This window comes from Catelliglobosispora koreensis DSM 44566 (genome assembly GCF_000379685.1).
GTDB classification, from domain to species: Bacteria; Actinomycetota; Actinomycetes; order Mycobacteriales; family Micromonosporaceae; genus Catelliglobosispora; species Catelliglobosispora koreensis.
In genome coordinates this window covers 170,556-192,277 of the sequence record NZ_KB903261.1, presented here as the reverse complement: position 1 = coordinate 192,277, position 21,722 = coordinate 170,556, and the positions used below count along the sequence as shown (strand labels likewise).

18 protein-coding genes and 2 pseudogenes are annotated in these 21,722 nt (G+C 64.6%); 10 read left to right on the top strand and 10 right to left on the bottom strand.

The window, feature by feature from the left end:
- Nucleotides 1–2: 2 nt before the first annotated feature.
- Both A3E1_RS46660 and A3E1_RS0120110 read right to left on the bottom strand, forming a co-directional pair.
- Nucleotides 3–929 (bottom strand): annotated as a pseudogene (locus A3E1_RS46660) (MinD/ParA family ATP-binding protein); the annotation flags it as partial.
- A 1,294-nt stretch (nucleotides 930–2,223) separates the two neighbouring features.
- Nucleotides 2,224–3,147, bottom strand: a complete 924-nt coding sequence (locus A3E1_RS0120110) for a diacylglycerol kinase family protein (RefSeq protein WP_020522593.1) — start codon at nucleotides 3,145–3,147, stop codon at nucleotides 2,224–2,226.
- A gap of 76 nt (nucleotides 3,148–3,223) precedes the next feature.
- Here A3E1_RS0120110 and A3E1_RS0120105 point away from each other — a divergent pair, with 76 nt between their 5' ends.
- The 3 genes from A3E1_RS0120105 to purD are packed head-to-tail and all read left to right on the top strand — an operon-like array spanning nucleotide 3,224 to nucleotide 7,103.
- Nucleotides 3,224–4,519: an adenylosuccinate synthase gene (locus A3E1_RS0120105; protein WP_020522592.1), complete on the top strand. Its 1,296-nt coding sequence runs from the start codon at nucleotides 3,224–3,226 to the stop codon at nucleotides 4,517–4,519.
- Nucleotides 4,519–5,865: an extracellular solute-binding protein gene (locus A3E1_RS0120100; protein ID WP_020522591.1), complete on the top strand. Its 1,347-nt coding sequence runs from the start codon at nucleotides 4,519–4,521 to the stop codon at nucleotides 5,863–5,865. The genes A3E1_RS0120105 and A3E1_RS0120100 overlap by 1 nt, the downstream gene beginning before the upstream one ends.
- A 14-nt stretch (nucleotides 5,866–5,879) precedes the next feature.
- Nucleotides 5,880–7,103 (top strand): phosphoribosylamine--glycine ligase, encoded by a 1,224-nt coding sequence (purD, locus tag A3E1_RS0120095; RefSeq protein ID WP_026208628.1) that lies wholly within the window; start codon nucleotides 5,880–5,882, stop codon nucleotides 7,101–7,103.
- Here the strand turns inward: purD and A3E1_RS0120090 are convergent.
- From A3E1_RS0120090 to A3E1_RS0120080, 3 genes are all read right to left on the bottom strand, one after another.
- Nucleotides 7,081–8,622, bottom strand: a complete 1,542-nt coding sequence (locus A3E1_RS0120090) for an AMP-binding protein (RefSeq protein WP_020522589.1) — start codon at nucleotides 8,620–8,622, stop codon at nucleotides 7,081–7,083. The genes purD and A3E1_RS0120090 overlap by 23 nt on opposite strands.
- Nucleotides 8,623–8,695: 73 nt before the next feature.
- A complete protein-coding gene (locus A3E1_RS0120085) occupies nucleotides 8,696–9,913 on the bottom strand; it encodes an acyl-CoA dehydrogenase family protein (protein WP_020522588.1) in 1,218 nt (405 codons plus the stop codon).
- A 5-nt stretch (nucleotides 9,914–9,918) separates the two neighbouring features.
- Nucleotides 9,919–10,371: an SCP2 sterol-binding domain-containing protein gene (locus tag A3E1_RS0120080; RefSeq protein WP_020522587.1), complete on the bottom strand. Its 453-nt coding sequence runs from the start codon at nucleotides 10,369–10,371 to the stop codon at nucleotides 9,919–9,921.
- A gap of 59 nt (nucleotides 10,372–10,430) precedes the next feature.
- Here A3E1_RS0120080 and A3E1_RS0120075 point away from each other — a divergent pair, with 59 nt between their 5' ends.
- Nucleotides 10,431–11,066 carry a TetR/AcrR family transcriptional regulator gene (locus A3E1_RS0120075; protein WP_026208627.1) on the top strand — a complete coding sequence of 212 codons (636 nt, stop codon included), beginning with the start codon at nucleotides 10,431–10,433 and terminating at the stop codon, nucleotides 11,064–11,066.
- Here A3E1_RS0120075 and A3E1_RS0120070 read toward each other — a convergent pair.
- The 3 genes from A3E1_RS0120070 to A3E1_RS0120060 are packed head-to-tail and all read right to left on the bottom strand — an operon-like array spanning nucleotide 11,063 to nucleotide 13,540.
- Nucleotides 11,063–11,695: a nucleotidyltransferase domain-containing protein gene (locus tag A3E1_RS0120070; protein WP_020522585.1), complete on the bottom strand. Its 633-nt coding sequence runs from the start codon at nucleotides 11,693–11,695 to the stop codon at nucleotides 11,063–11,065. The genes A3E1_RS0120075 and A3E1_RS0120070 overlap by 4 nt on opposite strands.
- 40 nt (nucleotides 11,696–11,735) lie before the next feature.
- Nucleotides 11,736–12,887, bottom strand: a complete 1,152-nt coding sequence (locus tag A3E1_RS0120065) for a sensor histidine kinase (RefSeq protein ID WP_020522584.1) — start codon at nucleotides 12,885–12,887, stop codon at nucleotides 11,736–11,738.
- Nucleotides 12,884–13,540, bottom strand: coding sequence for a response regulator transcription factor (locus A3E1_RS0120060; RefSeq protein ID WP_026208626.1), 657 nt, complete (start codon nucleotides 13,538–13,540; stop codon nucleotides 12,884–12,886). Before A3E1_RS0120060 ends, A3E1_RS0120065 begins: the two co-directional genes overlap by 4 nt.
- A gap of 112 nt (nucleotides 13,541–13,652) precedes the next feature.
- Between A3E1_RS0120060 and A3E1_RS41170 the strand changes: the two genes are divergently transcribed.
- From A3E1_RS41170 to A3E1_RS0120040, 4 genes are read left to right on the top strand one after another with little or no spacing between them, the layout of a single operon-like run.
- Nucleotides 13,653–14,276, top strand: coding sequence for a hypothetical protein (locus A3E1_RS41170; protein WP_020522582.1), 624 nt, complete (start codon nucleotides 13,653–13,655; stop codon nucleotides 14,274–14,276).
- On the top strand, nucleotides 14,273–15,289 hold the full coding sequence (locus A3E1_RS0120050) for an efflux RND transporter periplasmic adaptor subunit (protein ID WP_020522581.1): 1,017 nt from the start codon (nucleotides 14,273–14,275) through the stop codon (nucleotides 15,287–15,289). Before A3E1_RS41170 ends, A3E1_RS0120050 begins: the two co-directional genes overlap by 4 nt.
- Nucleotides 15,286–15,939, top strand: a complete 654-nt coding sequence (locus tag A3E1_RS0120045) for an ABC transporter ATP-binding protein (RefSeq protein WP_020522580.1) — start codon at nucleotides 15,286–15,288, stop codon at nucleotides 15,937–15,939. Before A3E1_RS0120050 ends, A3E1_RS0120045 begins: the two co-directional genes overlap by 4 nt.
- The gene (locus tag A3E1_RS0120040; protein WP_020522579.1) at nucleotides 15,933–17,123 is read left to right on the top strand and encodes an ABC transporter permease; all 1,191 of its coding nucleotides are present in this window, start codon (nucleotides 15,933–15,935) and stop codon (nucleotides 17,121–17,123) included. The genes A3E1_RS0120045 and A3E1_RS0120040 overlap by 7 nt, the downstream gene beginning before the upstream one ends.
- Before the next feature lie 100 nt (nucleotides 17,124–17,223).
- On the opposite strand, the gene A3E1_RS0120035 is transcribed toward A3E1_RS0120040, so the two are convergent.
- Nucleotides 17,224–18,897: a DUF885 domain-containing protein gene (locus tag A3E1_RS0120035; protein WP_020522578.1), complete on the bottom strand. Its 1,674-nt coding sequence runs from the start codon at nucleotides 18,895–18,897 to the stop codon at nucleotides 17,224–17,226.
- A 106-nt stretch (nucleotides 18,898–19,003) separates the two neighbouring features.
- Here A3E1_RS0120035 and A3E1_RS41165 point away from each other — a divergent pair, with 106 nt between their 5' ends.
- Complete coding sequence (locus A3E1_RS41165) at nucleotides 19,004–19,963, top strand: DMT family transporter (protein WP_020522577.1); 960 nt, start codon at nucleotides 19,004–19,006, stop codon at nucleotides 19,961–19,963.
- On the opposite strand, the pseudogene A3E1_RS41160 reads toward A3E1_RS41165, so the two are convergent.
- Nucleotides 19,914–20,678 (bottom strand): annotated as a pseudogene (locus A3E1_RS41160) (PHP domain-containing protein); the annotation flags it as partial. The gene A3E1_RS41165 and the pseudogene A3E1_RS41160 overlap by 50 nt on opposite strands.
- Before the next feature lie 66 nt (nucleotides 20,679–20,744).
- On the opposite strand from A3E1_RS41160, the gene A3E1_RS41155 reads away from it, so the two are divergent.
- Nucleotides 20,745–21,707 (top strand): hypothetical protein, encoded by a 963-nt coding sequence (locus tag A3E1_RS41155; RefSeq protein WP_157631629.1) that lies wholly within the window; start codon nucleotides 20,745–20,747, stop codon nucleotides 21,705–21,707.
- The last annotated feature ends 15 nt before the right edge of the window (nucleotides 21,708–21,722 follow it).

The window sequence follows — 21,722 nt, the reverse complement described above, 5'->3', positions numbered from 1 at the left end:
CCTTAAAGGCCGTCGGCCACAGCGGCGGCGATGGCGAGCCAAGCGTCCTGGCTCTCGACCGACAGCCGGGCGTAGTCGATCGGCTCACCGGAGTCGAGCATCCGCTCATAGGGCGCGATCAGGACTGCTCTGGTCCGGGCAGCGAAGTGCCGCTGGATCGCCGGAATATCGAGTTCCTTGCGGCTCGGTGGCAAAGAGACGATCGTCACCGCTTGCCGGACCAGCCGTGACCGGCCCGTCTGCTCCAAGTGATCGAGCATCCGCGCGGCAGTCTCAGCCGAGTCGTTACGAGCCGACATCGTGACCACGAGCTGGTCGGTCGCGTCGATCGCGGCCTGCCAGTTCTCAGCGCGGACGTTGTTCCCGGTGTCGACCATGATCAGCTTGTAGAAGCGGCTGACCACCTCGCGGATTTCGGCGAAGGCGTCAGCGGTGAGCATCTCGCCCGCGGTCGCTGACTCGTCGGAGGCCAGCACCTCGAACATGCCGTCGCCCTGCGCGCGAACGTATTGCGACAGGTCGCCCACGCGGCTGTTCACACCTTGGAATTGATGCAGGTCGCGAAGCAGGTCACGGACCGTCCTGGAATGGAAGTCCTGCTGTGAACGCATGCCGAGCGTGCCCTGGGTTTCGTTGTTGTCCCAGGCCAGAACGTAACCGCCGCGCTTGCGGCCAAACGTCATCGCCAGCAGCAGCACCGCACAGGTCTTGCCCGCTCCACCCTTCGGGTTGACGATCGTGACCTGACGCAGACCGCCAAAGTTTCGCCGCACGATGTCGGTCTGACGGCGAATCTCCTGCTCACGTTGCCCGGGCGACAGGTTCACCAGGCCAAACGTGGTCTTGCGTAAAGCGGCCTGAATGCCCATGTGCGCCACGGGATCGGCTGGCCGTTGTGCCCGTCTGCGTGCGAACTCTTCCGCCGTCGGCAGGTAGACCTCTTCGCTGGGAAGAATCGGCGTCGGCACCGAAGGTGGACCCTGCGACGGCGGCGCGATCGTCGGCAGCATCTGCGTTTCACCGGTGCGCGGTGGCTGTCCCTGCACCGTTGGCTGGAACTGCGGCGGAGGCGGCGTCGCCGGGCGCTGTCCCGTGGGCGGCACCCCTACGAACTGCGGCGGACCGCCAGGCCGACCGCCCGATGTCGGAGCACCGCTCGTTGGCGCACCCGATGCCGAACCGGTGGGCCGTCCACCCGCGACCGAGCCGCCTCCAGCCCCACCAGGCGGAAAGCCCGGACCAGAAGCCGAAGCACCGCTAGGCGGAAAACCCGCCGACGGACCGGAAAGCGAAGAGCCACTGGCAGAGCCGCTTGGAAAGGGCCCGCCAGAGGAAACGCTACCGGGGCCAGCGGCAGCACCGCCAGGCGGGAAACTGGACGCGGGACCAGAGCCGCCGGGAGCACCGCTAGGCGGAAGACCGGGACCAGAAGCCGAAGAACCGCTGGACGCAACGTTGGAAGGGCCACCCGGAAACGAGCCGGCCGAGGGGCCGGAGCCAGAAGGGCCGCCTGGGAACGAGCCAGCGGAAGGCGCACCGCTATTAGGCGTGCCGGTTGGCGGGAAGCCTGCCTGTGGGCCGCCGCTGCCATAAGGGCCTGAGCCGGAGGGGCCCGAACCGGAAGGTCCCGAACCGGAAGGGCCCGAGCTGCCAGAGCCGGAAAGGCTGGTGCCGGAAGGGCCGGATCCGGAAAGCCCTGAGCCAGGAGGGCCGCCTGCGGAGGGGCCACCGGCAGACCGGCTACCGGAAGAGAGGCCGCCATTAGAAGGGGCGCCGGAAGTCGGCGCGGTCGAACCAGCAGAACCGAAGGCAGGGGCGCCCGAAGTCGGTGTAGAACCGGCGGGGCCGAAAGTGGGAGCGCCGGAAGTCGGGGCGGGCGACGGGAAGGTCGCCGGGGGCGGCGGATAGACCGGGCCTGAGGTGGGCGGCGGAGGGAGTACGGGTGTCCCTTGCTGGGTCAGCGGCACGGGCGTCGTGTGGGGACGCACGGGGATTGGCGCGCTGTCGAGCGGGACGGCTGGCTGCTGGCGTGCTGGGGGCACGGGCAGGCCGGGCGGTGGCTCAAGCGATTGCGGTCCGGCGACGGGTATCCCGGTGGGCGGTCCGGCCACGGGCATGGGTATCCCTGCGAGCGGAACGCCTGGCACAGGTGCCGAGGCTCGTGCGGCGGGCTTGATCTCGTCGGTCGCCGGTCCGTTGATCTCGTCGGGCGGCCACTCCATGTCAGACATTCGGATCGTTCCTCCTCCCCGTCGCAGTGTAGACGGACCAGGCCCCTGGCTCGATCCACCATGATCGCTTCCTGGTCAGGGCACCGGGGATGGTGTCGTCGATGAACGGCAGCTCTGTCGCGTGTGGAGTGACGGCGACGGCCCGTCCACGGGCGCGGCGGACCTCGTAACGCATCCGCTGCCGCCCGAGCAGCGGTTTGTGCACGACAGGTACGGCGATGGCGACGTCGATCAGACCGTCAGCCGGATCCGCCGCAGTGATCAACGGCAATCCGTCCAACGTGGCCGTCCCGTGGCCGTTGGCGATCGCAAGAGCGACGATGTGATCGTTTCCGCTGCTCAGAACGACGTCGTCGACCTCGATGCGGCCTTGCCAGGGCACGGGCACGTCACCCTCGCCCGCTTCGCCGAGGAGCACACCGTCGAGCGTGACGGAGCCACCGTCGTGTCGCAGCAGGTCGAGCCGTTGGACCGTGCCAGCCGTAACAGCCGCCGCGACGTCGGCGGGGGTGCTGGGCAGGTCCAGCTGCCCGATGAATTCAAGATCGGCTAGCGGAAGGATGCCGAGCGGCGGAAGGTCCGGAATGGTCCGCCCGTCGGGAAGGTCCGCTGGGCGCTTGGAGCCGGGCGCCGCGTAGCGCCGGACAAGGCGGCGCAGGATGTGACGAAGTTGGCCCGCGTTCTCGACGGCGGCGATTAGGCGGACCGATGACGAGGTCGCAGGCCAGGTGAGCCCGTCCGCTCGCGCCGGGTCATCGAAGCGAGCCAATACCTCGTCGATTTCGGCGTCTGAGGCGGCAGCGACAGTGGTCACCGTGGCGCCTGTGGCGCGCAGTGCGTCTGAGCAGTGCAGCACTGGGACACGCTGACTACAGGCACCCCCGTCGACCAGGCTCAATATGAGTACGTCGTGCACCGCAGGCATCCTTTCACTGTTAGCCTGACAACCTTGGTGGCACCGATTTGCGGTGCCCGCCAGGAAGGCGAGAAGGATGCCAGCGATAGTGCTCCTCGGCGCCCAGTGGGGCGATGAGGGCAAAGGCAAGGTTACCGACCTGCTCGGCAGTCGAGTGGACTACGTCGTCCGCTTCTCGGGCGGCAACAATGCCGGCCATACCGTGGTCACCCCGGATGGCCAGAAATATGCCTTGCACCTCATGCCCAGCGGAGCGTTGCACCCCAACGCCAACATCGTGCTGGGCAACGGTGTCGTCATCGATCCCAAGGTCCTGCTGGCCGAGATCGATGGGCTGACCGAGCGGGGCGTCGACGTCTCAAGGCTGCTCATCTCAGCCGACGCGCACTTGATCATGCCGCATCACCGGGCCCTGGACCGCGTGATCGAGCGGTACCTCGGCACAGCGCGCATCGGCACCACGGGACGTGGCATTGGCCCGGCCTATGGCGACAAGGTCGCGCGGATGGGCATCCGGGTCCAGGACCTGCTCGACCCGGGCATTTTGCGCCAGAAGCTTGAGCTGGTGTTGCGGGAGAAGAACCAGATCCTCATCAAGGTCTACAACCGCAAGGGTTTTGACGTTGGTGCCGTGGTCGAGGAATACCTGACTTACGCGGAGCGGCTGACGCCGTTCATCGCTGACACGCGGCTCCTGCTGAACAAGGCGCTCGAAGAGGGCAAGACCGTGTTCATGGAGGGAGCTCAGGCGACGCTGCTCGACCTCGATCACGGGACTTATCCGTTTGTCACGAGCTCGAACCCGACGAGCGGTGGCGCCTGTGTCGGCACGGGCATACCGCCCACGCGCATCACCAAGGTCATCGGTGTGACCAAGGCTTACGCGACGCGGGTCGGCGCCGGTCCTTTCCCGACCGAGTTGCATGACGACATGGGCGAGCACCTGCGCAAGACGGGTGGCGAATACGGCACGACCACGGGACGCCCCCGTCGCTGTGGCTGGTTCGACGCCGTGATCGGGCGCTATGCCGTTCGCGTCAACGGCATCACCGACCTGGTGGTCACGAAACTCGACATCCTGAGCGGGCTCGACCGAGTACCCATATGTGTGGGTTATGAAATCGACGGTGAGCGCGTTGATGAGATGCCCATGACCCAAACGGGTTTTCACCACGCCAAGCCGGTGTACGAATACCACCCCGGCTGGTGGGAAGACATCTCCAAGGCGCGCACCATGGAGGAGCTGCCCGACAACGCTCAGCGCTACATCCTGCGGCTTGAGGAGCTTTGTGGCGCACGGGTGAGCATGGTCGGCGTGGGACCTGGCCGCGAGGAGAATGTGGTCCGTTTCGACATGCTGGCAGACAGCTGATGGCTCGCCGGCGGATGGTTCTTTCCCTGATGGCCGCCGGCTTGCTTTCGTCGTGCACTAAGACACCGGAGAAGCCAAAGGTTCCGCAGGCTGAAGGTGAAGTCACCGAAGCGAATCCGCTGGGCGTCAAGAACGATGCCGAGCTTGAGGTGATTTTGTTCAGCGGCGGTTATGGGACGCAGTTCGCCACGGCGGCGCACATCCCGGCATACCAGAAGCTGTTTCCTAAGGCGAATGTGAAGTTCGCGGCGATCGAAGAGATGACGGTGCTGGCGCCACGGTTCGCGGGCGAGAACCAGCCTGATCTGGTCAATAACGCCGGGCCGAAGCCACTCAACATGCCGGCGCTGATCGCGGGCGAGCAGATCGCGGATCTGACCGATCTGCTCAAAGCACCGGCGGCGGTCTTGCCTGACCCGAGTGGGAAGTCGCCTAAGCCCGAGAAGCCTGTAACGGTTGAAGAGACGCTGATTCCCGGCGCCGTGGTCACGTTTGACGGCAAGCCTTACGCGATCAACTACACGTATGTCGCTTATGGACTGTGGTATTCCGGCAAGCAGTTCCGTGATCGGGGCTGGTCCGTCCCGGTGACGTGGCCCGACTTCATCGGCTTGCTGGAGCAGATGCAAGGCGCTGGCATCACGCCTTACGCCTATGCCGGTGTGGACGGTGCGATGCATCAGATTCAGGCGATGCTCACGACGGCGGCCAAGATTGGTGGCGCCGAAGTGTTGTGGGCACTGGACAAACTGGCCGATGGGGCGTGGCGGCACGACGCGATCCGGCAGGCCGCCGCGCTGTGGGCCGAAGTTGGCAGCAGGTTCCTCGACAAGGGTCACTTCACGTCCACACGGGCGAAAGTGCAAGCGCTGCAAGCACAAGGGCGTGTTGGGTTCTACCCGTCCGGATCATGGCTGGAGCACGAGCAGGCGAAGGTAGTCCCGCCGGGGTTCGACTACCGGGCGGTCACCCTGCCGTCGGTGTCCCCTGACGACAAAGCCGCGGCGGTGCTCGCCGAGCCGGGCAACCTGTTCTTTGTTTCCGCTAACGGGAAGAACTCGCGTGGGGCCAAGGAATACCTGCGGCAGATGCTGTCGGCCGAAGGCGCCCGCAAGTTCACCGAGCTGACCGGGTCGCCGACCGTCGTGAAGGAATCGCCCGCTGGTTCGGCCATGGCCAGCGCTCTGCTCAAGGACGCTGAGACGGTTAGTTACCGGTGGCCTGAGCTCTATCCGGGCATCGCCTATGAGTGCCAGGAAGCCACGAACGACCTCATGTTCCGGGGCGGCTCGGCTGAGGCGTTCTGTGAGCGTATGCAAAAGGCCGCTGACGCGGCGAAGAAGTGAAAGGGAACGGACACGTGCGCGTTCTGTTAATCGGCTCGGGTGGGCGCGAGCACGCGCTGGCGCTTGGCTTGTCAAAGGACCCGGCAGTCACGAAATTGATTGCGGCGCCGGGGAATCCGGGCATCGCTGAGGTGGCCGAGCTGATGCCGGTGGACGCGCTCGATCCGGCGGCGGTGCTGGAGCTGGCCTTGAAGACACAGGCCGACCTCGTGATCGTCGGCCCGGAGGCGCCACTGGTCAACGGTGTCGCCGATCCGTTGCGGGACAAGGGCATCGCCGTTTTCGGCCCGTCGCGCAAAGCCGCCCAGATCGAGGGGTCTAAAGACTTCGCCAAGCGGGTCATGGCCGAGGCCAACGTGCCGACGGCGCGCTACTTCACGTGCACGACCCGCGATGAGATCGAGAGTGCGCTCAACGCCTTCGAAAAGCCTTATGTCGTCAAAGACGACGGCCTTGCCGCGGGCAAGGGCGTTGTCGTGACAGACGATTACAACACCGCGTTGAAACACGCTCTGTCCTGTGAACGGGTCGTCATCGAGGAATACCTTGCCGGGCCGGAAGTCTCGCTGTTCGTCGTGTGTGACGGCGATACCGCCGTGCCGCTGTTGCCCGCGCAGGACTTCAAACGCATCAACGACAACGACGAGGGTCCGAACACGGGCGGCATGGGGTCATACACACCGTTGCCGTGGGCGCCCAAGGACTTGACCGAAACCGTGATGGCCCAAGTGGTCCAGCCGACCCTGCAGCACATGAAGGAGCAGGGCACGCCGTTCCAAGGGCTGCTATTCGTTGGTCTAGCGATCACGGCGCAGGGCCCGAAGGTGATCGAGTTCAATTGCCGTTTCGGTGACCCGGAAACACAGTCCGTCTTGGCGATGCTGAAGTCTCCTCTGGGCGAGTTGCTTTACGCCGCCGCCACCGGCAAGCTCGCCGACTTCCCACCGCTTCGCTGGCGCGAGGGTGCGGCCGTTTCGGTGGTCATTTCCACCAGTGGGTACCCAGAAAGCCCGCGCGTCGGAGACGTCATCACCAACGCCGACGGACTGTTCCACGCCGGCACCAAGCTCGACGGCAAGGACCTCAAGACGGCCGGTGGCCGGGTGCTCACAGCCACGGCGACCGGCCCTTCGCTCAAGGAAGCCAGGAAAGCCGCCTACGAGCTGGTGTCCAAGGTGGACATTGACGGAGCGCACTACCGCACCGACATCGCGCTTAACGCAGCAAACGCGGAATGACCTTTCCCGTTGCCGTGCGCGGCAACTCGGCTAGGAAGTGAACGTCCCGCGGGACGCTGAACCGGGCTAGGTAGTGCCTGACATACTCACGCACTTCGTCTGCGTCTAGATACGTGCCCTCGTGCAGGACGATGTAGGCGGCTAGCCGCTGGCCGAAGTCGGCGTCGGGCACGCCAACCACGGCGACCTCCCGCACTTGGGGCAGCTGGGCGAGCAGTTCCTCCACGGGACGGGGGAAGACGTTCTCTCCTCCGGAGACCACCATGTCGTCGGCGCGTCCGTCCACGTACAACAGTCCGTCGTTGTCGACGTGACCGAGGTCGCCGGTGCCGAGCAGTCCGTCGCGTATGTCGCCGGACGGCCCCGCCGTGTATCCCTCGAACAGCATCTCGTTGCCGACGTAGATCTGCCCGACTTCGCCTTTGGCGACCCGCTTTCCCGACGGTGACAGGATCTCCACCCGCGTCCCGTGTGGCGGGCGTCCCGCGGTGCCGGGGTGGTGCCGCAGGTCGCGGGGCGTGGCGATCGAGGCCCAGGACGCTTCCGTTGACCCGTAAAGGTTGTAGAGCGAATCGCCCCACGAGTCCATGAACGCCAATGCCATCCCGCCGGGCAGAGCGGAACCACTCACGGCCACGATCGATGGCTTAACCGACGGCACGAGCCCGCTTTCCATGAGCCGTTGCACCATCACGGGCACGGCGAAAAGTGAGTCGCATTTGAACCGCTCCAGCACCGACACACAGGACGCGGGGTCGAATTTGCGTTGCAAGACAATGGTTGCCCGGGTCGCCAGGGCTAGCTGCAGTGCGGCGTACCCCCAGGTGTGAAAGATCGGGGCGGCGATGTGCATGCGCTGCCCGACGCGCAGGGGGATGCGATCGATGATGGAACAAAGGTTGCCAAAGCCGGTGGGCGTGGGCCGGCGGGCTCCCTTGGGGGCACCCGTCGTGCCGGACGTCAGCACGATCATGCGGCCGTCACGGGAAGAGGTCCAGGAGCGCGGTGGCGCGGTCTGGCCGATCAGGGTTTCCACATGCGACTCGTCGAGCCGTTCACACGGCACGGCCGCGGCGATGCCGGAGAACTCGCGATCGTGAATCAGCAGTCTCAGCTTCTGCTGCTCGGCGACGGTGGCGAGCTGCGGCGCGGACAGTGCCGTGTTCACGAATACGGCGTCGGCCCCGATGATCGAGCAGGCGACCATGGCTTCGATGAATCCGGCGTGGTTGCGGCACAGCAGGCCGATGCGATCTCCGGTCCGGATCCCGCGCGTGGCTACGAGACCTGCGGCAAGGCGTTGTGAACGCCTGACTAAGACACGGTAGGAGACCGGCCCGCGGTGCTCATCGATGACGGCTATCTTTCGTGGATCGCGTGCTTCCGCGGCACGCAGCTCCCCGGCGAGGGTGAAACCCCACCGGCGGAACGTGTTGAGCTGATCGAAGACTCGGTCGGGACGGCCTGGATGGAGCAGGCCGCGACGCGCGAGTGTCTTGCCGATGAACAACAGGTCCACGTGACGCAGATTACTGGCCGGTAACAGAGATGTGAAGCCCCCTGGTACCGGCCAGTACCAATGGTCGAGCAACTCAGCGCAACGATGCCCCAGAAATGGCACGTGCGATGACCAACCGCTGGATCTCGCTCGTGCCTTCAAAGATGGTGTAAATCTTGGCGTCGCGGTACCAGCGCTGCACCGGGTGCTCCCTGGTGAAGCCCGCGCCACCGAGGATCTGAAGCGCCCGTTCGGCTGCCCAGACGGCCACTTCACCGGCCTTAAGTTTGGACATCGAGCCTTCGCCGGCCGCGAACGGGCGGTTGTTCTTGCCCATCCAGGCGGCGCGCCACACCAGCAAACGGGCGGCGTCGATCTCCATCTTCATGTCGGCCAGCGTGAACGCGATCGCCTGATTCTCGGTGATCGGCCGTCCAAATTGGACCCTGCCCTGCGCGTATTCCAGTGCGTATTCATACGACGCACGGGCGATGCCCAATGCTTGTGCCCCAACGGAAGGCCGTGTCAGCTCAAACGTCTTCATTGACGCTTGACCGCGCGACGAGCCACCGGAGCGAGCCGAAGCCAGGCGCTCGTCGAGCTTTTCCTTGCCGCCCAGCACGAGATTGCCCGGGATCCGGACATCGTCGAGGAAGACATCAGCCGTGTGTGAGGCACGGATGCCCAGCTTCTTGGTCTTGCCCGGGGACGACAAGCCCTTCGTGCCCGGCGGAATGATGAACGCCGCCTGGCCACGTGAGCCCAGCGACGGATCGACGACCGCGGTGACGATGTGAACGTTGGCGATGCCACCGTTGGTGGCGAACGTCTTCTGCCCGTTCAGTACCCACTCGTCTTTGGCCTCGTCGTAAACGGCCCGCGTCTTCATCGCCCCGACATCGGAGCCCGCTTCCGGCTCGGTGGAACAGAAAGCTCCCAGGAGCGGCTCAGACTCGGTGCCAAAGCACTGCGGCACCCACTCGACCAGCTGATCGGGCGTTCCGCTGCCGTAAATCGCGGCGGTGGCCAAACCAGTGCCCATGATGGCCAGGCCGATGCCGGCGTCGCCCCAGAACAGTTCCTCGTTGGCGAGGCAGATGGACAGACCCGTTGGGTCGGCCCAAGTGGTGGCCAGGAACTCAAAACCGTAAAGACCCGCCTTAGCCGCTTCTTGAATGACCGGCCAGGGGGTCTCTTCGCGCTCGTCCCATTCGGCGGCGGCTGGGCGCACAACCCCGGCGGCGAAGCCGTGCACCCAGTCGCGCAGCTCGCGCTGCTCTTCGCTGAGATCGAGGGAAAACTCAGCAGTCACGGCGATTAGGCCTTCGGGATGTTGAACAGGTTGGCGATGTTGGCGGCCAGGCCCAGGTCACCCTTTGCCTTGAGCTTGCCGGTCATGAACATCATCACCGGGTTGCCGTTGCCGGAAACGACCTTCAGGAAGTCGGCCGGGCCCATGGTCAGAGCCAGCTTTGGCTCGTTTTCCGGGGACGGCGACAGCTTGCAGGTGCCATCCTCGATCACGACCTCGTAGGTGTCCGAGCCACCGTCAGCCGCACCCGTGACGATCCAGTGGATCACCGCGTTGGTGTTGCCAGCGCGGTCAGGGCGGAACAAGGACGGCATGCGGCCGAAGACCTCGTCGAGGATCTTCTTGCGCAGGTCGCCGCTCATAACCTCGTTGAGCTGAGCGTCAGAGGCGCTCTTGACGATCTGAGCGAATTGCGCCGGGTCGATGTTCTCAAATTTCGACAGGTCGAATTCGGCCATGGTGACCTCCATTAAGAATTGAACTTACTCGCGCGTAACGTTACGTTGAAGTAGGTAAGCTGGCAAGCGTGCAGACCAAGAGACTTCCCCGCGCCGTCCGCGAACAGCAGATGCTGGACGCGGCGGTCCGCGTCTTTTCCAAGCGCGGCTTTCACGCTGCCAACATGGACGAGATCGCGGAGCTTTCCGGCGTCTCCAAGCCCATGGTCTACGCCTATCACGGCACGAAGGACGAGCTCTTCCTCGCCACATTGCGCCGCGAGTGCTCTCGTTTGATCGAGCACATCATCGCTCTGGCCGACGCCTCCCTGCCGCCAGATCAGCAACTGTGGCGTGGACTCAAGGGCTTCTTCGAATTCGTCGGCGCGCACCGCGACGGCTGGTCGGTCCTCTACCGCCAGGCACGCTCGCTTGAAGCGTTTTCCGCCGAGGTCACCGACATGCGCCGCAACATCATTCAGGTCATCGCGCATCGCCTCGACGTCGCCCTGCAGCTCGAAGGCCGCCAGGTGCGCCCAGAAGACCTTGCGGCCCAAGCACTTTCCCTCGTCGGTGCCAGTGAGTCGCTCGCCGACTGGCTAGCCGATCACCCCGAAGAAGACCCTGGCCGCACCGCGACCCGCCTCATGAACGCCATCTGGATGGGCGCCGAGCAGCTCCTTCAGGGCAAAACCTGGAAACCCCAGACCCCTTAAATCGCGGGAATCCAACTGTGCCCGGGATGGACCTGGGTCAGCCACGCCTTGAACTGCTGCCGTTGTGCCTTGTCGAGCAGAGGTAAGGCTCCGGCGAAATCGGCTTCATCCTTGGGGCGCACGCTTTTGGCTTTGAAGAGCAGTACCACTTCTGGGATGACATATGGAATCCCGTCGGCGTTGTGCCTAATAAGCTCGGCGTATGGCAAACGGATCGTCTCGTCGCGCCGGCAGATCCACGTGTCGCCGTCATGTGGCTCGCGAAAAACGTCGACCAGGTAGTTGCCATTGGCGGGATCACGGAACCAGGTCTGGTGCGTGATTCCCAGAACATCCTCCGCGGCATCCTCCCAGATCTGGCCATCCGCCGGGACATCAGCGCTGTACTCCGCTAACCGCTGTCGAATCTCGCCAAAGTGCCCGGCCGGAATCGCGATCTCGAGATCCTCGTGTTCGCGGGTTTGCTCACCCCGGAACAGATCTAGCGCCCAGCCCGCAGCCACAGCCCACGGTGCTGACACGCCGTCCAAACGCGACACCACGTCAGCTGGGCTCCAGCAATGGAGCCACTTAGCGTTGATCTCCTCGTGGCTGAGCACAATCCCACCGGGCGGCAACTCATCACTCATCCGCGCAGGATCTCATGGTCCGCTACAGCCAAAGAGCGAATTACGCGGTGAAGGTGACGGAGAGGCCGCCGCCGGGACGTGGGGATGCGGTGACTTTGCCCCCGTGTGCGTTGGCCACGGCACGGACGATGGACAGGCCGAGGCCAAGGCCGCGGGTAGCGGAGCGTTCGCGGCCGAGACGGCGAAACGGCAGGAAGATGGTTTCCACGTCATAACTGGGCACGACGGGACCGGTGTTGGTCACGGTTAGCCGGGCACGACCATCCACTGTGGAGGTTTCCACGCGCACCCAGCCCGACGGGATGTTGTGCCGCACGGCGTTTTCGATGAGGTTTTGAGCGACCCGTTCCAGGAGCACCGGGTCACCTGAGCACACTGCCCGGTCGAGGTAGCGGCTCATCTTCACGCCGCCTTGGGGCGTCAGGTCGACCACGTGACGGGCCACGTCGGCAAGGTCAACGGGGGTGCGGTCGGTGATTTCGGTTTCGCTGTCGGCCAGCATGAGCAGGCCCTCGATCAGTTTTTCGTGCCGCTCGTTGACTTTGAGCAGTGCCTCGCCGAGCTGCTGAGCGTCGGGGCTGACCGCTGGGCGGCTGATCGCTAGCTCAACCAGTGCCCGGTTCAGGGCTAGCGGCGTACGCAGTTCGTGTGAGGCATTGGCGACGAAACGTCTTTGCCCGTCAAAGGAATGGTCGAGTCGCGCGAGCATTTCGTCGAACGTGTCGGCTAGCCGTTTGACCTCGTCGCGTGGGCCGTTCAACGCGATGCGCTGATGCAGGCCACGGCCGTCTTCGGAGATGCGTGCCGCCGTCTCGGTGATGCGCTGCAGCGGCTGAAGCGCTTGCCCCGCGATGAGCCAGGCGAAGCCAGCCGCTACAGCAAGCGTGATGAGAAACGTGACGCCGCCTTGGGTGAAGAAGGTGGTCAGCGTCGAGTCCCGGATCTCGGCCACTTTCTCGTTGACGAGCGCGACCATTTCGTCGCCCGGTTGGGGCATCGCCCCAAAGCTCGATGTCCCGGTCGTGACAGCCTCGACGGCGGGGTCGGCCCCATTTCTGGAAGACACTTTGATGCCCATCGGCAACTGGCGCTCGATGAGCACATAGGTCACGGCAAGCAGCACGACGCCTGCGGCTGAGAACAGCGCGGTGTAAAGCAGTGTCAGCCGGGCGCGGATGGTCAGCCTGTTCATGGGATGCGATACCCCACTCCTGGAACGGTTTCGATGATCTGCGGGTCGCCAAGTTTCTTGCGCAGCTTCATAAGCGTGACGCGGACCGTGTTGGTGAACGGATCGATGTGCTCGTCCCACACCTTTTCGAGCAGATGTTCGGCGGACACGACCGATCCGTCGGCGCGCAGCAGTTCGGCGAGGAGAGCAAACTCCTTGCGGGACAAGGAAAGCAGGACACCGTCGCGATAGGCTTCGTAGCCCGCTGGGTCGAGCGTGATGCCGCCGCGATTGAGGGTCAGCGGTGTCCGGAAGGGGGCGCGCCTGGCCAGGGCGTGCACGCGGGCAGCGAGCTCGACCATGGCGAAAGGCTTGATGAGATAGTCGTCGGCGCCCAAAGCGAGCCCTGCCACCCGATCGCGCACGGCGGCGGCCGCGGTCAGCATGAGCACTCGCGTCGCGGGACACGTGCTGGAGATCTCCCGGCATAGCTCATCGCCGGAAACCCCTGGCAGGTCACGATCCAGCACGACGACGTCGTAGTCGTGCACGCCAATGCGCTCCTGAGCGGCCGTGCCGTCATAGGCGATGTCGACGGCGAAGGCCTCGCGCCGCAGCCACTCGGCCACCGCGTCGGCCAGGACGTCCTCGTCTTCCACCACCAGCACTCGCACGGAGCAATGATGGCCGCTACCCACGTAACGGCAACGTAAAACACAGGATTGACAGCAAGGACACAGGTGATCTTTACGGCCGGGTTACCGCCTCTGAGCTGGACTGACCCTCATGAAATTCACGAAGCTCACCGTGCTGACCGCACTGTTCGCCAGCGCTGTGGCGCTGTCGGCTTGCGGCGCCAAACCGAACGATGGCATCGCCACCGCCGGAAATGGCAACGGCGATACCAAGACATCAGACGTCTCCAGCGATCCGCAAGAGCGCATGCGCCAATTCGCCCAGTGCATGCGTGAACAAGGCATCGACATGCCTGATCCAGAGTTTGGCGAGAACGGCGAAGTCACGATGAGGGCCGGGGTGGCGACAGAAGCCGATCCCAACGACCCCAACGCGAAGATGAACGCGAAGGAGGACATGGCTAAATTCGAGGCCGCGCACAAGGCCTGCCAGAAGTACCAGCCTGAGGGCGGTCCGATGGGCGGCAAGCTAGACCCGGAGATGGAAGCGAAAATGCGTGAGTTCTCCAAATGCATGCGGGAGAACGGTGTTGAGAACTTCCCGGACCCGCAAGAGGGCGGCGGCATCATCGTCCGGGGCGGCCCTGGTGCCGAAGGTGGCATCGACCCCGAGGACCCCGCTTTCAAGGCAGCGCAAGAGAAGTGCGGCAGCATTCTGCCGAAGATGCAGGGCGGCGGCCCAGCGACCACGTCGAAGTCGGGGGAAGGTTCGTGAAACGTCGCACCATCCTTACGGGAGGGATCGGGGCCGCCGCGGTAGCGGCGGCCGCGGTCGGGCTGTCCATCGGCTTGCCCACGGGCGAAGACCCCGCACAGGCCGAAACCAAGCCACAGAAAACCGCGAAAATCACCAAGCAGAGCTTGTCCGACACCGAAACGAAGAACGGCACGCTCGGCTACGGCACGACGACGAAGCTGAACAACAAGGTGAATGGCACCTACACGGCTTTGCCCACGGCCGGTTCGGTGATCGAGCGCGGTCAGGTGTTGTACAAAGTGGACGATCTGCCAGTAATCGCGTTTTGCGGCACGCTGCCTTTCTACCGCCCGTTGTCGGCGGGCATGGAAGGCAATGACGTCAACCAGTTCGCGGCTAACCTCAAAGCACTCGGCTATGGCAGCTTCTCCAGTTACAACATCAAGCGCTGGCAGAAGAAGAACGGTCTGTCGGAGAACGGGGTCGTGGAGCCGGGACGGGTGGTCTATGTGCCCGAAGCGATCCGCGTCGACAGCGTCAGCCCAGCCGTGGGTGACAACGCCGGGCCGGGCGAAGCCCTGAGCTACACCGGCACGAAGCGGGTCATCATCACCGAGATGGAAGTCAACGACTCCCGTCTGGTGAAGCTGAAGGAGAAGGTCAAGGTCACCTTGCCTGATGGCAAAACTGTCGACGGCACGATCGACAGTTCCCGGATCGTGGTCGAGAACAGCCAGCAAGGCGGCGATCCGACCAACAAGATTGAGGTCACCATCGGCCTCGGTGACACCAAAGTGGACTATGACCAGGCGACGGTGAAGGTCGCGTTCACGGCTTCCACCCGGCCCAATGTGCTCACGGTTCCGGTCGCGGCACTGCTTGCCCTCAGCGAGGGCGGCTATGGCGTGGAAATCATTGAAGGCACGTCGAAACGGATCGTCGCGGTCGAGACCGGCCTGTTCGCCAGTGGCCGGGTGGAGATCACGGGTAACGGGATCAGCGACGGCATGACGGTAGGAATGCCGTCGTGATCCGGCTGCACGAGGTCACCAAGAAGTATCCAGGGGACGTTACAGCTCTCGACGGAGTGTCTGTCTTCATTGGATCGGGTGAACTCGTCTCGATCGTGGGCCCCTCCGGATCGGGCAAGTCAACGATGCTGCATGTCATTGGTGCGCTGGACCGGCCCAGTGCCGGGACCGTCGAGATCGCCGGTCACGACCTGGCCAAGCTCAGCGACCGGCAACTGTCAGCCTTGCGTGCCAACCGGATTGGCTTCGTGTTCCAGCAGTTCCACCTCGCTCAAGGGATGTCCATTGTGGACAACGTCGCCGATGGCTTGCTCTATAACGGGGTCAGTCAGAACGAGCGCCGCACGCGCGCGGTCGCGGCCCTGGAACGGGTCGGGCTCGGGCACCGCCTCACGCACCGGCCGCATCAGCTCTCCGGTGGCGAGAAGCAACGTGTCGCCATCGCTCGCGCGGTGGTGGGCGACCCGCCCCTGCTTCTGGCCGACGAGCCGACAGGAAACCTCGATTCCCACTCCGGTGAAGTGGTTCTGGAGTTGTTACGTGAGCTGAACGAAGAGGGCACCACCGTCGTCGTCATCACCCATGACCGGGAAATCGCCGACGGGATGCCCCGCCAGATCGTGATGAAGGATGGGGTGATCACATGTTGACCCCCGCCCGGCTGCGCATCGGGGATCTCATGCGGGTTGGCGCGGTCGGACTGCGTACCCGCAAGATGAGGGCTTTTCTTTCGGCTCTTGGCATCGCGATCGGTATTGCCGCCATGATTTCGGTGGTGGGAATCTCGGCGTCCTCGGGTGCCGAGCTCGATCGCAAACTGGCTGCCCTGGGCACCAACCTGCTGACCGTGGGACCGGGCAACACGTTCTTCGGCGACGCGTCCAAACTGCCGCTGGAATCAACGTCGATGGTGAACCGCATCGCGCCGGTCACCGATGTGGCCGCCACGGCCAAGCTGGAACAGGCCGTTTACCGCACCGACCGGATTCCGAAGGCGGAGACCGGCGGACTGTCAGCACGCGCGGCCGAACTCGAGCTGCTGAACACGGTCGGTGGGACCGTCCGAAGTGGATCGTGGCTCAACGAGGCCACCTCGCAGTACCCAGCGGTGGTGTTGGGGCATAAAGCCGCCGAACGGCTGGGCATCACCGATCCGGGCGCCGATGTGCAGATCCTCATCGGCGACCAGTGGTTCACTGTCGTGGGCATCCTCGACCCCATCCCGCTGGCACCCGAGCTGGACACTTCGGCGCTGATTGGCTGGAAGGCGGCGGAGTCCTATCTGGACTTCGACACCCACCCGACCAACATCTACGTCCGGGCGAAAGACCATGCGGTGGAAGCGGTTCAGTCGATTCTGGCCGCGACGGCCAACCCTGAGGCTCCCAACGAGGTCAAGGTGTCACGTCCGTCGGACGCGCTCGCGGCACGCGAAGCCACGGACAAGACCTTCACCGGGCTGCTGCTCGGGTTGGGCGCGGTGGCCCTGGTCGTTGGTGGTGTTGGCGTGGCCAACACGATGGTCATCTCCGTGCTGGAGCGCCGGGCCGAGATCGGTCTGCGCCGTTCCCTTGGCGCGACTAAAGGACAGGTACGCAGTCAGTTCCTCACCGAGTCGCTGCTTCTCGCGGCGATGGGTGGCTTGGGCGGCGTGCTCCTTGGCGGTCTCGTGACCACGGGTTACGCGTGGTACCAGGACTGGCCTAGCGTGGTGCCCCCGTGGGCGATGGCGGGCGGCATCGGCGCGACTGTCGTGATTGGCGGCATAGCTGGCCTCTACCCTGCTGTGCGCGCGGCCAGGCTTAGCCCGACCGAGGCTCTCGCCACACCGTAGAAACGCACTGGGGCCGGGAGGTCAGTCCCGGCCCCAGCACCCCCGTTTAGTTCGACTGCCGTAACACGTGCCAAACGGGGTAAAGGTTGCACACGATTTCTTAGAGCCTGGCCAGAGCCTTGCGCAGCGGGTCGAGGCCGAGTGAGCCCAGGTTGAGCGCGTCGGCGTGGAACTGCTTGAGGTCAAACGAGGAACCCTTGCGAGCCATGGCGTCGTCACGGGCCTGCAGCCAGATGCGCTCACCGACCTTGTAGGACGGTGCCTGGCCCGGCCAGCCGAGATAACGGTTGAGCTCGAAACGCAGGTTCTCGTCGGGCACGCGGCAGTGTGCCCGCATGAACTCCCAGCCCAGCTCCGGCGTCCACCGCTCACCCGGGTGGAAGCCGAACGGGTTGTCCCGCGGGATTTCGAGTTCCAGGTGCATGCCGATGTCGACGATCACACGCGCGGCCCGGAACGCTTGCCCGTCAAGCATTCCCAGCTTGTCAGCCGGGTCGGCGAGGTAGCCGAGCTCGTCCATGAGGCGCTCGGAATACAGGGCCCAGCCTTCGCCGTGACCGGAGCTCCAGGACAGCAGACGCTGGTACCGGTTGAGCAGCTCGGCGCGGTAGACAGTCTGCGCGACCTGAAGGTGGTGTCCAGGTGCGCCCTCGTGGTAGACCGTGGTGACCTCACGCCACGTCGAGAACTCATCGATTCCCTGGGGAACCGCCCACCACATGCGGCCCGGGCGCGAGAAGTCCTCGCTGGGGCTCGTGTAGTAGATGGCGCCGTCGCTCGTGGGGGCGATGCAAGCCTCGATGCGGCGCGCGGGCTCCGGGATGTCGAAGTGCGTGCCGTGCAGATCGCTGATGGCCTTCTCGCCCAGCGCCTGCATCCACTCCCGGAATGCTTCCTTGCCGCGGATGGTGTATTTCGGGTTGGCGTCAAGCTTGGCGACAGCGTCGTCAACGGACGATCCAGGGCCGGCGATGTCGATGGCGATGGCCCGCATCTCCGATTCGAGCCGGTGCAGCTCGGCGAAGCCCCAGGTGTAGGTCTCTTCGAGGTCGATCTTCGCGCCGAGGAAGTACTGGCTGGCCAGTTCATACCGCTCGCGTCCGGCGGCCTGCTTCTCGCGGCCCAGCGGAGCCATCTCGTCGCGGAGGAAGGCGCCAAACTGAATCGTGGCCTCGTTGGCCGCCTCGGCGACCTCGTCAAGCCGCGTGCGCAGCGCGCCGTCAGCTTCCAGGCGCCGGGCCAGACCGCGGTAGAAGTCGTCGCCTTCAGCGCTGGTCCAGATGTCGCACTGCTTCGAGACTTCGATCATCTGGTACCGGGCGGAGACGTTGCCCTTGGCGGCTTCGGTGCGCAGCGTGTCCTTGAACTGCTCCAAAGCGCCGGGGAACTGGCTGAGCCGGCTGACGATGTTTTCCACCGCCTGGGTGCCTTCGGTCGGCATCAGGTCGAAAACCGAGCGCAGGTCGTGCAGACCGCTGGAGATGACGTTCATCTCGCTCGCCGTCTCGCCCGCGTCGTAGCGCGCTAGGGACAGTTCCAGCCGCTCTTTCATCGCCTCTTTCGCGACGAACTCGCGGTCGTCAACGGGTTCGATGCTGTTGAGCTTGGCCAGGGTGCTGCGCTGGAGATCGGCCATTGCCGCATATCCGGCCGGGGAAAGGTCATCGAGTTTGTCGTCGTGACCCTCAATGCCGATGGCTGTGGCGCCGCATGGCGAGAGCGCGGCCCACTCATCGACGTAGCTGTCTGACAGCTGATCTACGCGTCGTTCCATGGCGACGAACCTATCTGAAACCGTGGAAAAAACGAGGCCGGTTTTCGTGGTTACCTGTCCGAAATCCGCACGCAAGGGGCGTACTTGATCTGGCAGAGTGTCAGGAGTGATCGCACCAACCACTCCTGACAAGCGCTCGTGGCTCCCAGCCTTCCTCGCCAACGCGGTGATATGGGGTGCTTCGTTCATCTTTATTAAGATCGCGGTAGAGACACTGCACCCAACGTGGGTGGCGGCGGGCCGCACGATCGCGGGCGCGGCAACACTCTTGATCATCTTGGTGCTGATGAAAGAGAAGCTGCCTCGCGAACGCTGGCTCTGGGGCCACATGATCGTTCCAGGCGTCGTCGGTGTGGCGATCCCGTTCTCGTTGTTCGCCTACGGCGAGGAACACATTTCGAGCCTGCTCGCTGGCATTTGGAACGCGACGACGGGGCTCTGGGTGCTTCCGTTCGCCGTGCTCGTTTTCCGCACGGAGAAGTTCACCGTGCGATCCGTCGCGGGACTCATTCTGGGCTTCGTGGGCGTGCTGGTCGTCCTGGGCTTCTGGCACGCTGACGGCGGCGATCTCATGGGCCAGCTGATGTGTGCGATCGCGGCGCTGTGCTACGGCATCTACGTTCCGTACACCAAGAAATACATCACCGGCCGCACGAAGGCTTCCGGTGTCGCGCTGGCCGCCATGCAGGTCTCGATCGGCGCGGTCGCGACGACCATCGCCGCGATCGTCCTATCCGGACTGCCGCCGAGCATCGGCACGTGGGGCTGGGATGTCACCGGCTCGATTCTGGCCCTCGGGATCTTCGGCAGTGGCATCGCGCTCGCTTTGAACATGCGCGTGATTCAGATCGCGGGAGCCTCAACCGCCGCCTACGTGACCTATCTGATTCCGGTGGTCGCTGTCGCCCTGGGCATTCTGGTACTAGGTGAGTCCCTGGCCTGGAACCAGCCCATCGGTGCGCTAGTCGTCCTCTTAGGAGTCGCGGTCGCGCAGGGAGTGTTTACACGTAAGCAGGTCAGTGCTCCGCTGCCCACGCCAGAAGTCGCTCAGCCGGCCAGGCGTTGACGACCCGGTCGGGCGTGATCCCGGCCTTCTCCGCGCGTTCGCAGCCATTGCTCAGCCAGTCGAGCTGAGCGGTAGCGTGCGCGTCTGAGTCGATGGCGAAGCGCAGGCCCTCGACGCGGGAAGCCTTGAGCAGCATGGCCGAGGGCGGGTCAAGACGATCCGGCCGTGAGTTGATCTCAATCGCCTTGTCGTAGCGAAGAGCGGCCTCGAACACGGCGTTGGCGTCGAAATTGCTCGGTGGCCGCATCCTGCCCGCGCCGTGGGAGGCATCCGTGCGCACGGGCAGTTTGCGTCCCGTGCAGTGGCCAAGGATGTCGAGGTGCGGGTTGGCCAGCGCGGTGACCATCCGCTTCGTCATCGCCGCTTTCTCCATGCGCATCTCGCTGTGGACCGATCCCACCACGATGTCGAGCTGAGCCAGCAGAGACGGGTCCTGGTCGAGGGAGCCGTCGGGAAGGATGTCGGTCTCGATTCCCGTGAGCACGCGAAAGCCCGTGCCCGCGAGACTCTCGTTGATCTCCCCGATCATCGAAAGCTGCTCACGCAGTCTTTCCGCTGACAGTCCACGGGCGATCTTTAGCCGCGGCGAGTGGTCAGTGATGACGACATAGTCGTGCCCGGCCTCCGCTGCCGCCCCGATCATGGCCGCTAGTGAGTCACCACCATCCGACCAGTCGGTGTGAACGTGACAGTCGCCTTTCAGCTCGCCTCTCATGAGCCCATTGTCCTCATTGGCCCGGCGGCGTTAGGGTCTCCCCGCTAACAGAGGGAGTTTCATTTCATGCCACCGGTCGAGCCGATGCCTACGGGAGAATTCCGCATGGTGCAGCAACAGTCCGTTCTCGCCTATACACAGCCCGACGGCGAGGAGGAAGACACCACGAGGACCGGCCGGGTTGGAGACATCCGGTTGTTCACCATGTTGCTCGGCGGAGCCGTGGGCGCGGCGATCGCGTCGCGCAGCTACACGGCGGAGGCGCAACAGAAATGGCTCATCTTCGCGATCGTGGCGACGTTGCTCGGAGCCGCGGCGGGCGAAGCGTTCGGGTTTGGTCTGTCCCGCTGGGCTGAGGTGCGGCAGTACCACGTGATCAAGCGGTGGAGGGCCTGGTTCTCCGTCTTGGTCATCTTGGTGTTCGCGGCCGGCCTGATCGCCGCGACGCCCTACATCTTCCGCGGCAAGACCCCGCTGGAGCAGATCACCGCGACCGACAACCTCACGGTCAACGGCATCTCACTGTCCGTTTTGGCCATCATGGGCGGCCTGCCGATCGCGCTCACGCTGGCGGCCATCAAGCAGGTCGTCTCCGACCCGCTGCCCGGTGGTCCGGGCGCTCAGCTCGACATCCTGCTTCGCTTGCGCCGCATGACTTCCCGGATGCTCAACCAGCTCGGCGTGCTCGTGCTGCTCGTCATGGGCGTCAACGCGGCCGCGATCGGCTGGGGCAAGGTCCAGCAAGACCCCAACGTGTCGATCTTCTCCGGTGTCGTGGCCTCGCTCGTGGTCGCGATGATGTTCGTGCCGACCGCGTCCAACCTGCGCAAGCGGGGCGCGATTTATGTCGAGCGCTACTTCCCGCTGGCCACCGTCGCGACCTCGAACCTGATCACGGCGGCTGAGGACCGGGGCAAGCTGGAGAAGATGCTCGGCCTCGACCAGACGACGTTCGGCGAACTCAAAACGGGACTCGTCGTGCTCACGCCAGTGGTCGTTGGCGCTCTCGCGTCCTTGGTGAAGTTCTAGCTCACCGCCAGTGTG

Coding starts and splice junctions, on each gene's coding strand:
- A3E1_RS0120105 (WP_020522592.1), top strand. CDS start 3,224: ATGCCAGCGATAGTGCTCCTCGGCGCCCAGTGGGGCGATGAGGGCAAA.
- A3E1_RS0120100 (WP_020522591.1), top strand. CDS start 4,519: ATGGCTCGCCGGCGGATGGTTCTTTCCCTGATGGCCGCCGGCTTGCTT.
- A3E1_RS0120080 (WP_020522587.1), bottom strand. CDS start 10,371: ATGGCCGAATTCGACCTGTCGAAATTTGAGAACATCGACCCGGCGCAA.
- A3E1_RS0120070 (WP_020522585.1), bottom strand. CDS start 11,695: ATGAGTGATGAGTTGCCGCCCGGTGGGATTGTGCTCAGCCACGAGGAG.
- A3E1_RS0120065 (WP_020522584.1), bottom strand. CDS start 12,887: ATGAACAGGCTGACCATCCGCGCCCGGCTGACACTGCTTTACACCGCG.
- A3E1_RS41170 (WP_020522582.1), top strand. CDS start 13,653: ATGAAATTCACGAAGCTCACCGTGCTGACCGCACTGTTCGCCAGCGCT.
- A3E1_RS0120040 (WP_020522579.1), top strand. CDS start 15,933: ATGTTGACCCCCGCCCGGCTGCGCATCGGGGATCTCATGCGGGTTGGC.
- A3E1_RS0120035 (WP_020522578.1), bottom strand. CDS start 18,897: ATGGAACGACGCGTAGATCAGCTGTCAGACAGCTACGTCGATGAGTGG.
- A3E1_RS41155 (WP_157631629.1), top strand. CDS start 20,745: ATGCCACCGGTCGAGCCGATGCCTACGGGAGAATTCCGCATGGTGCAG.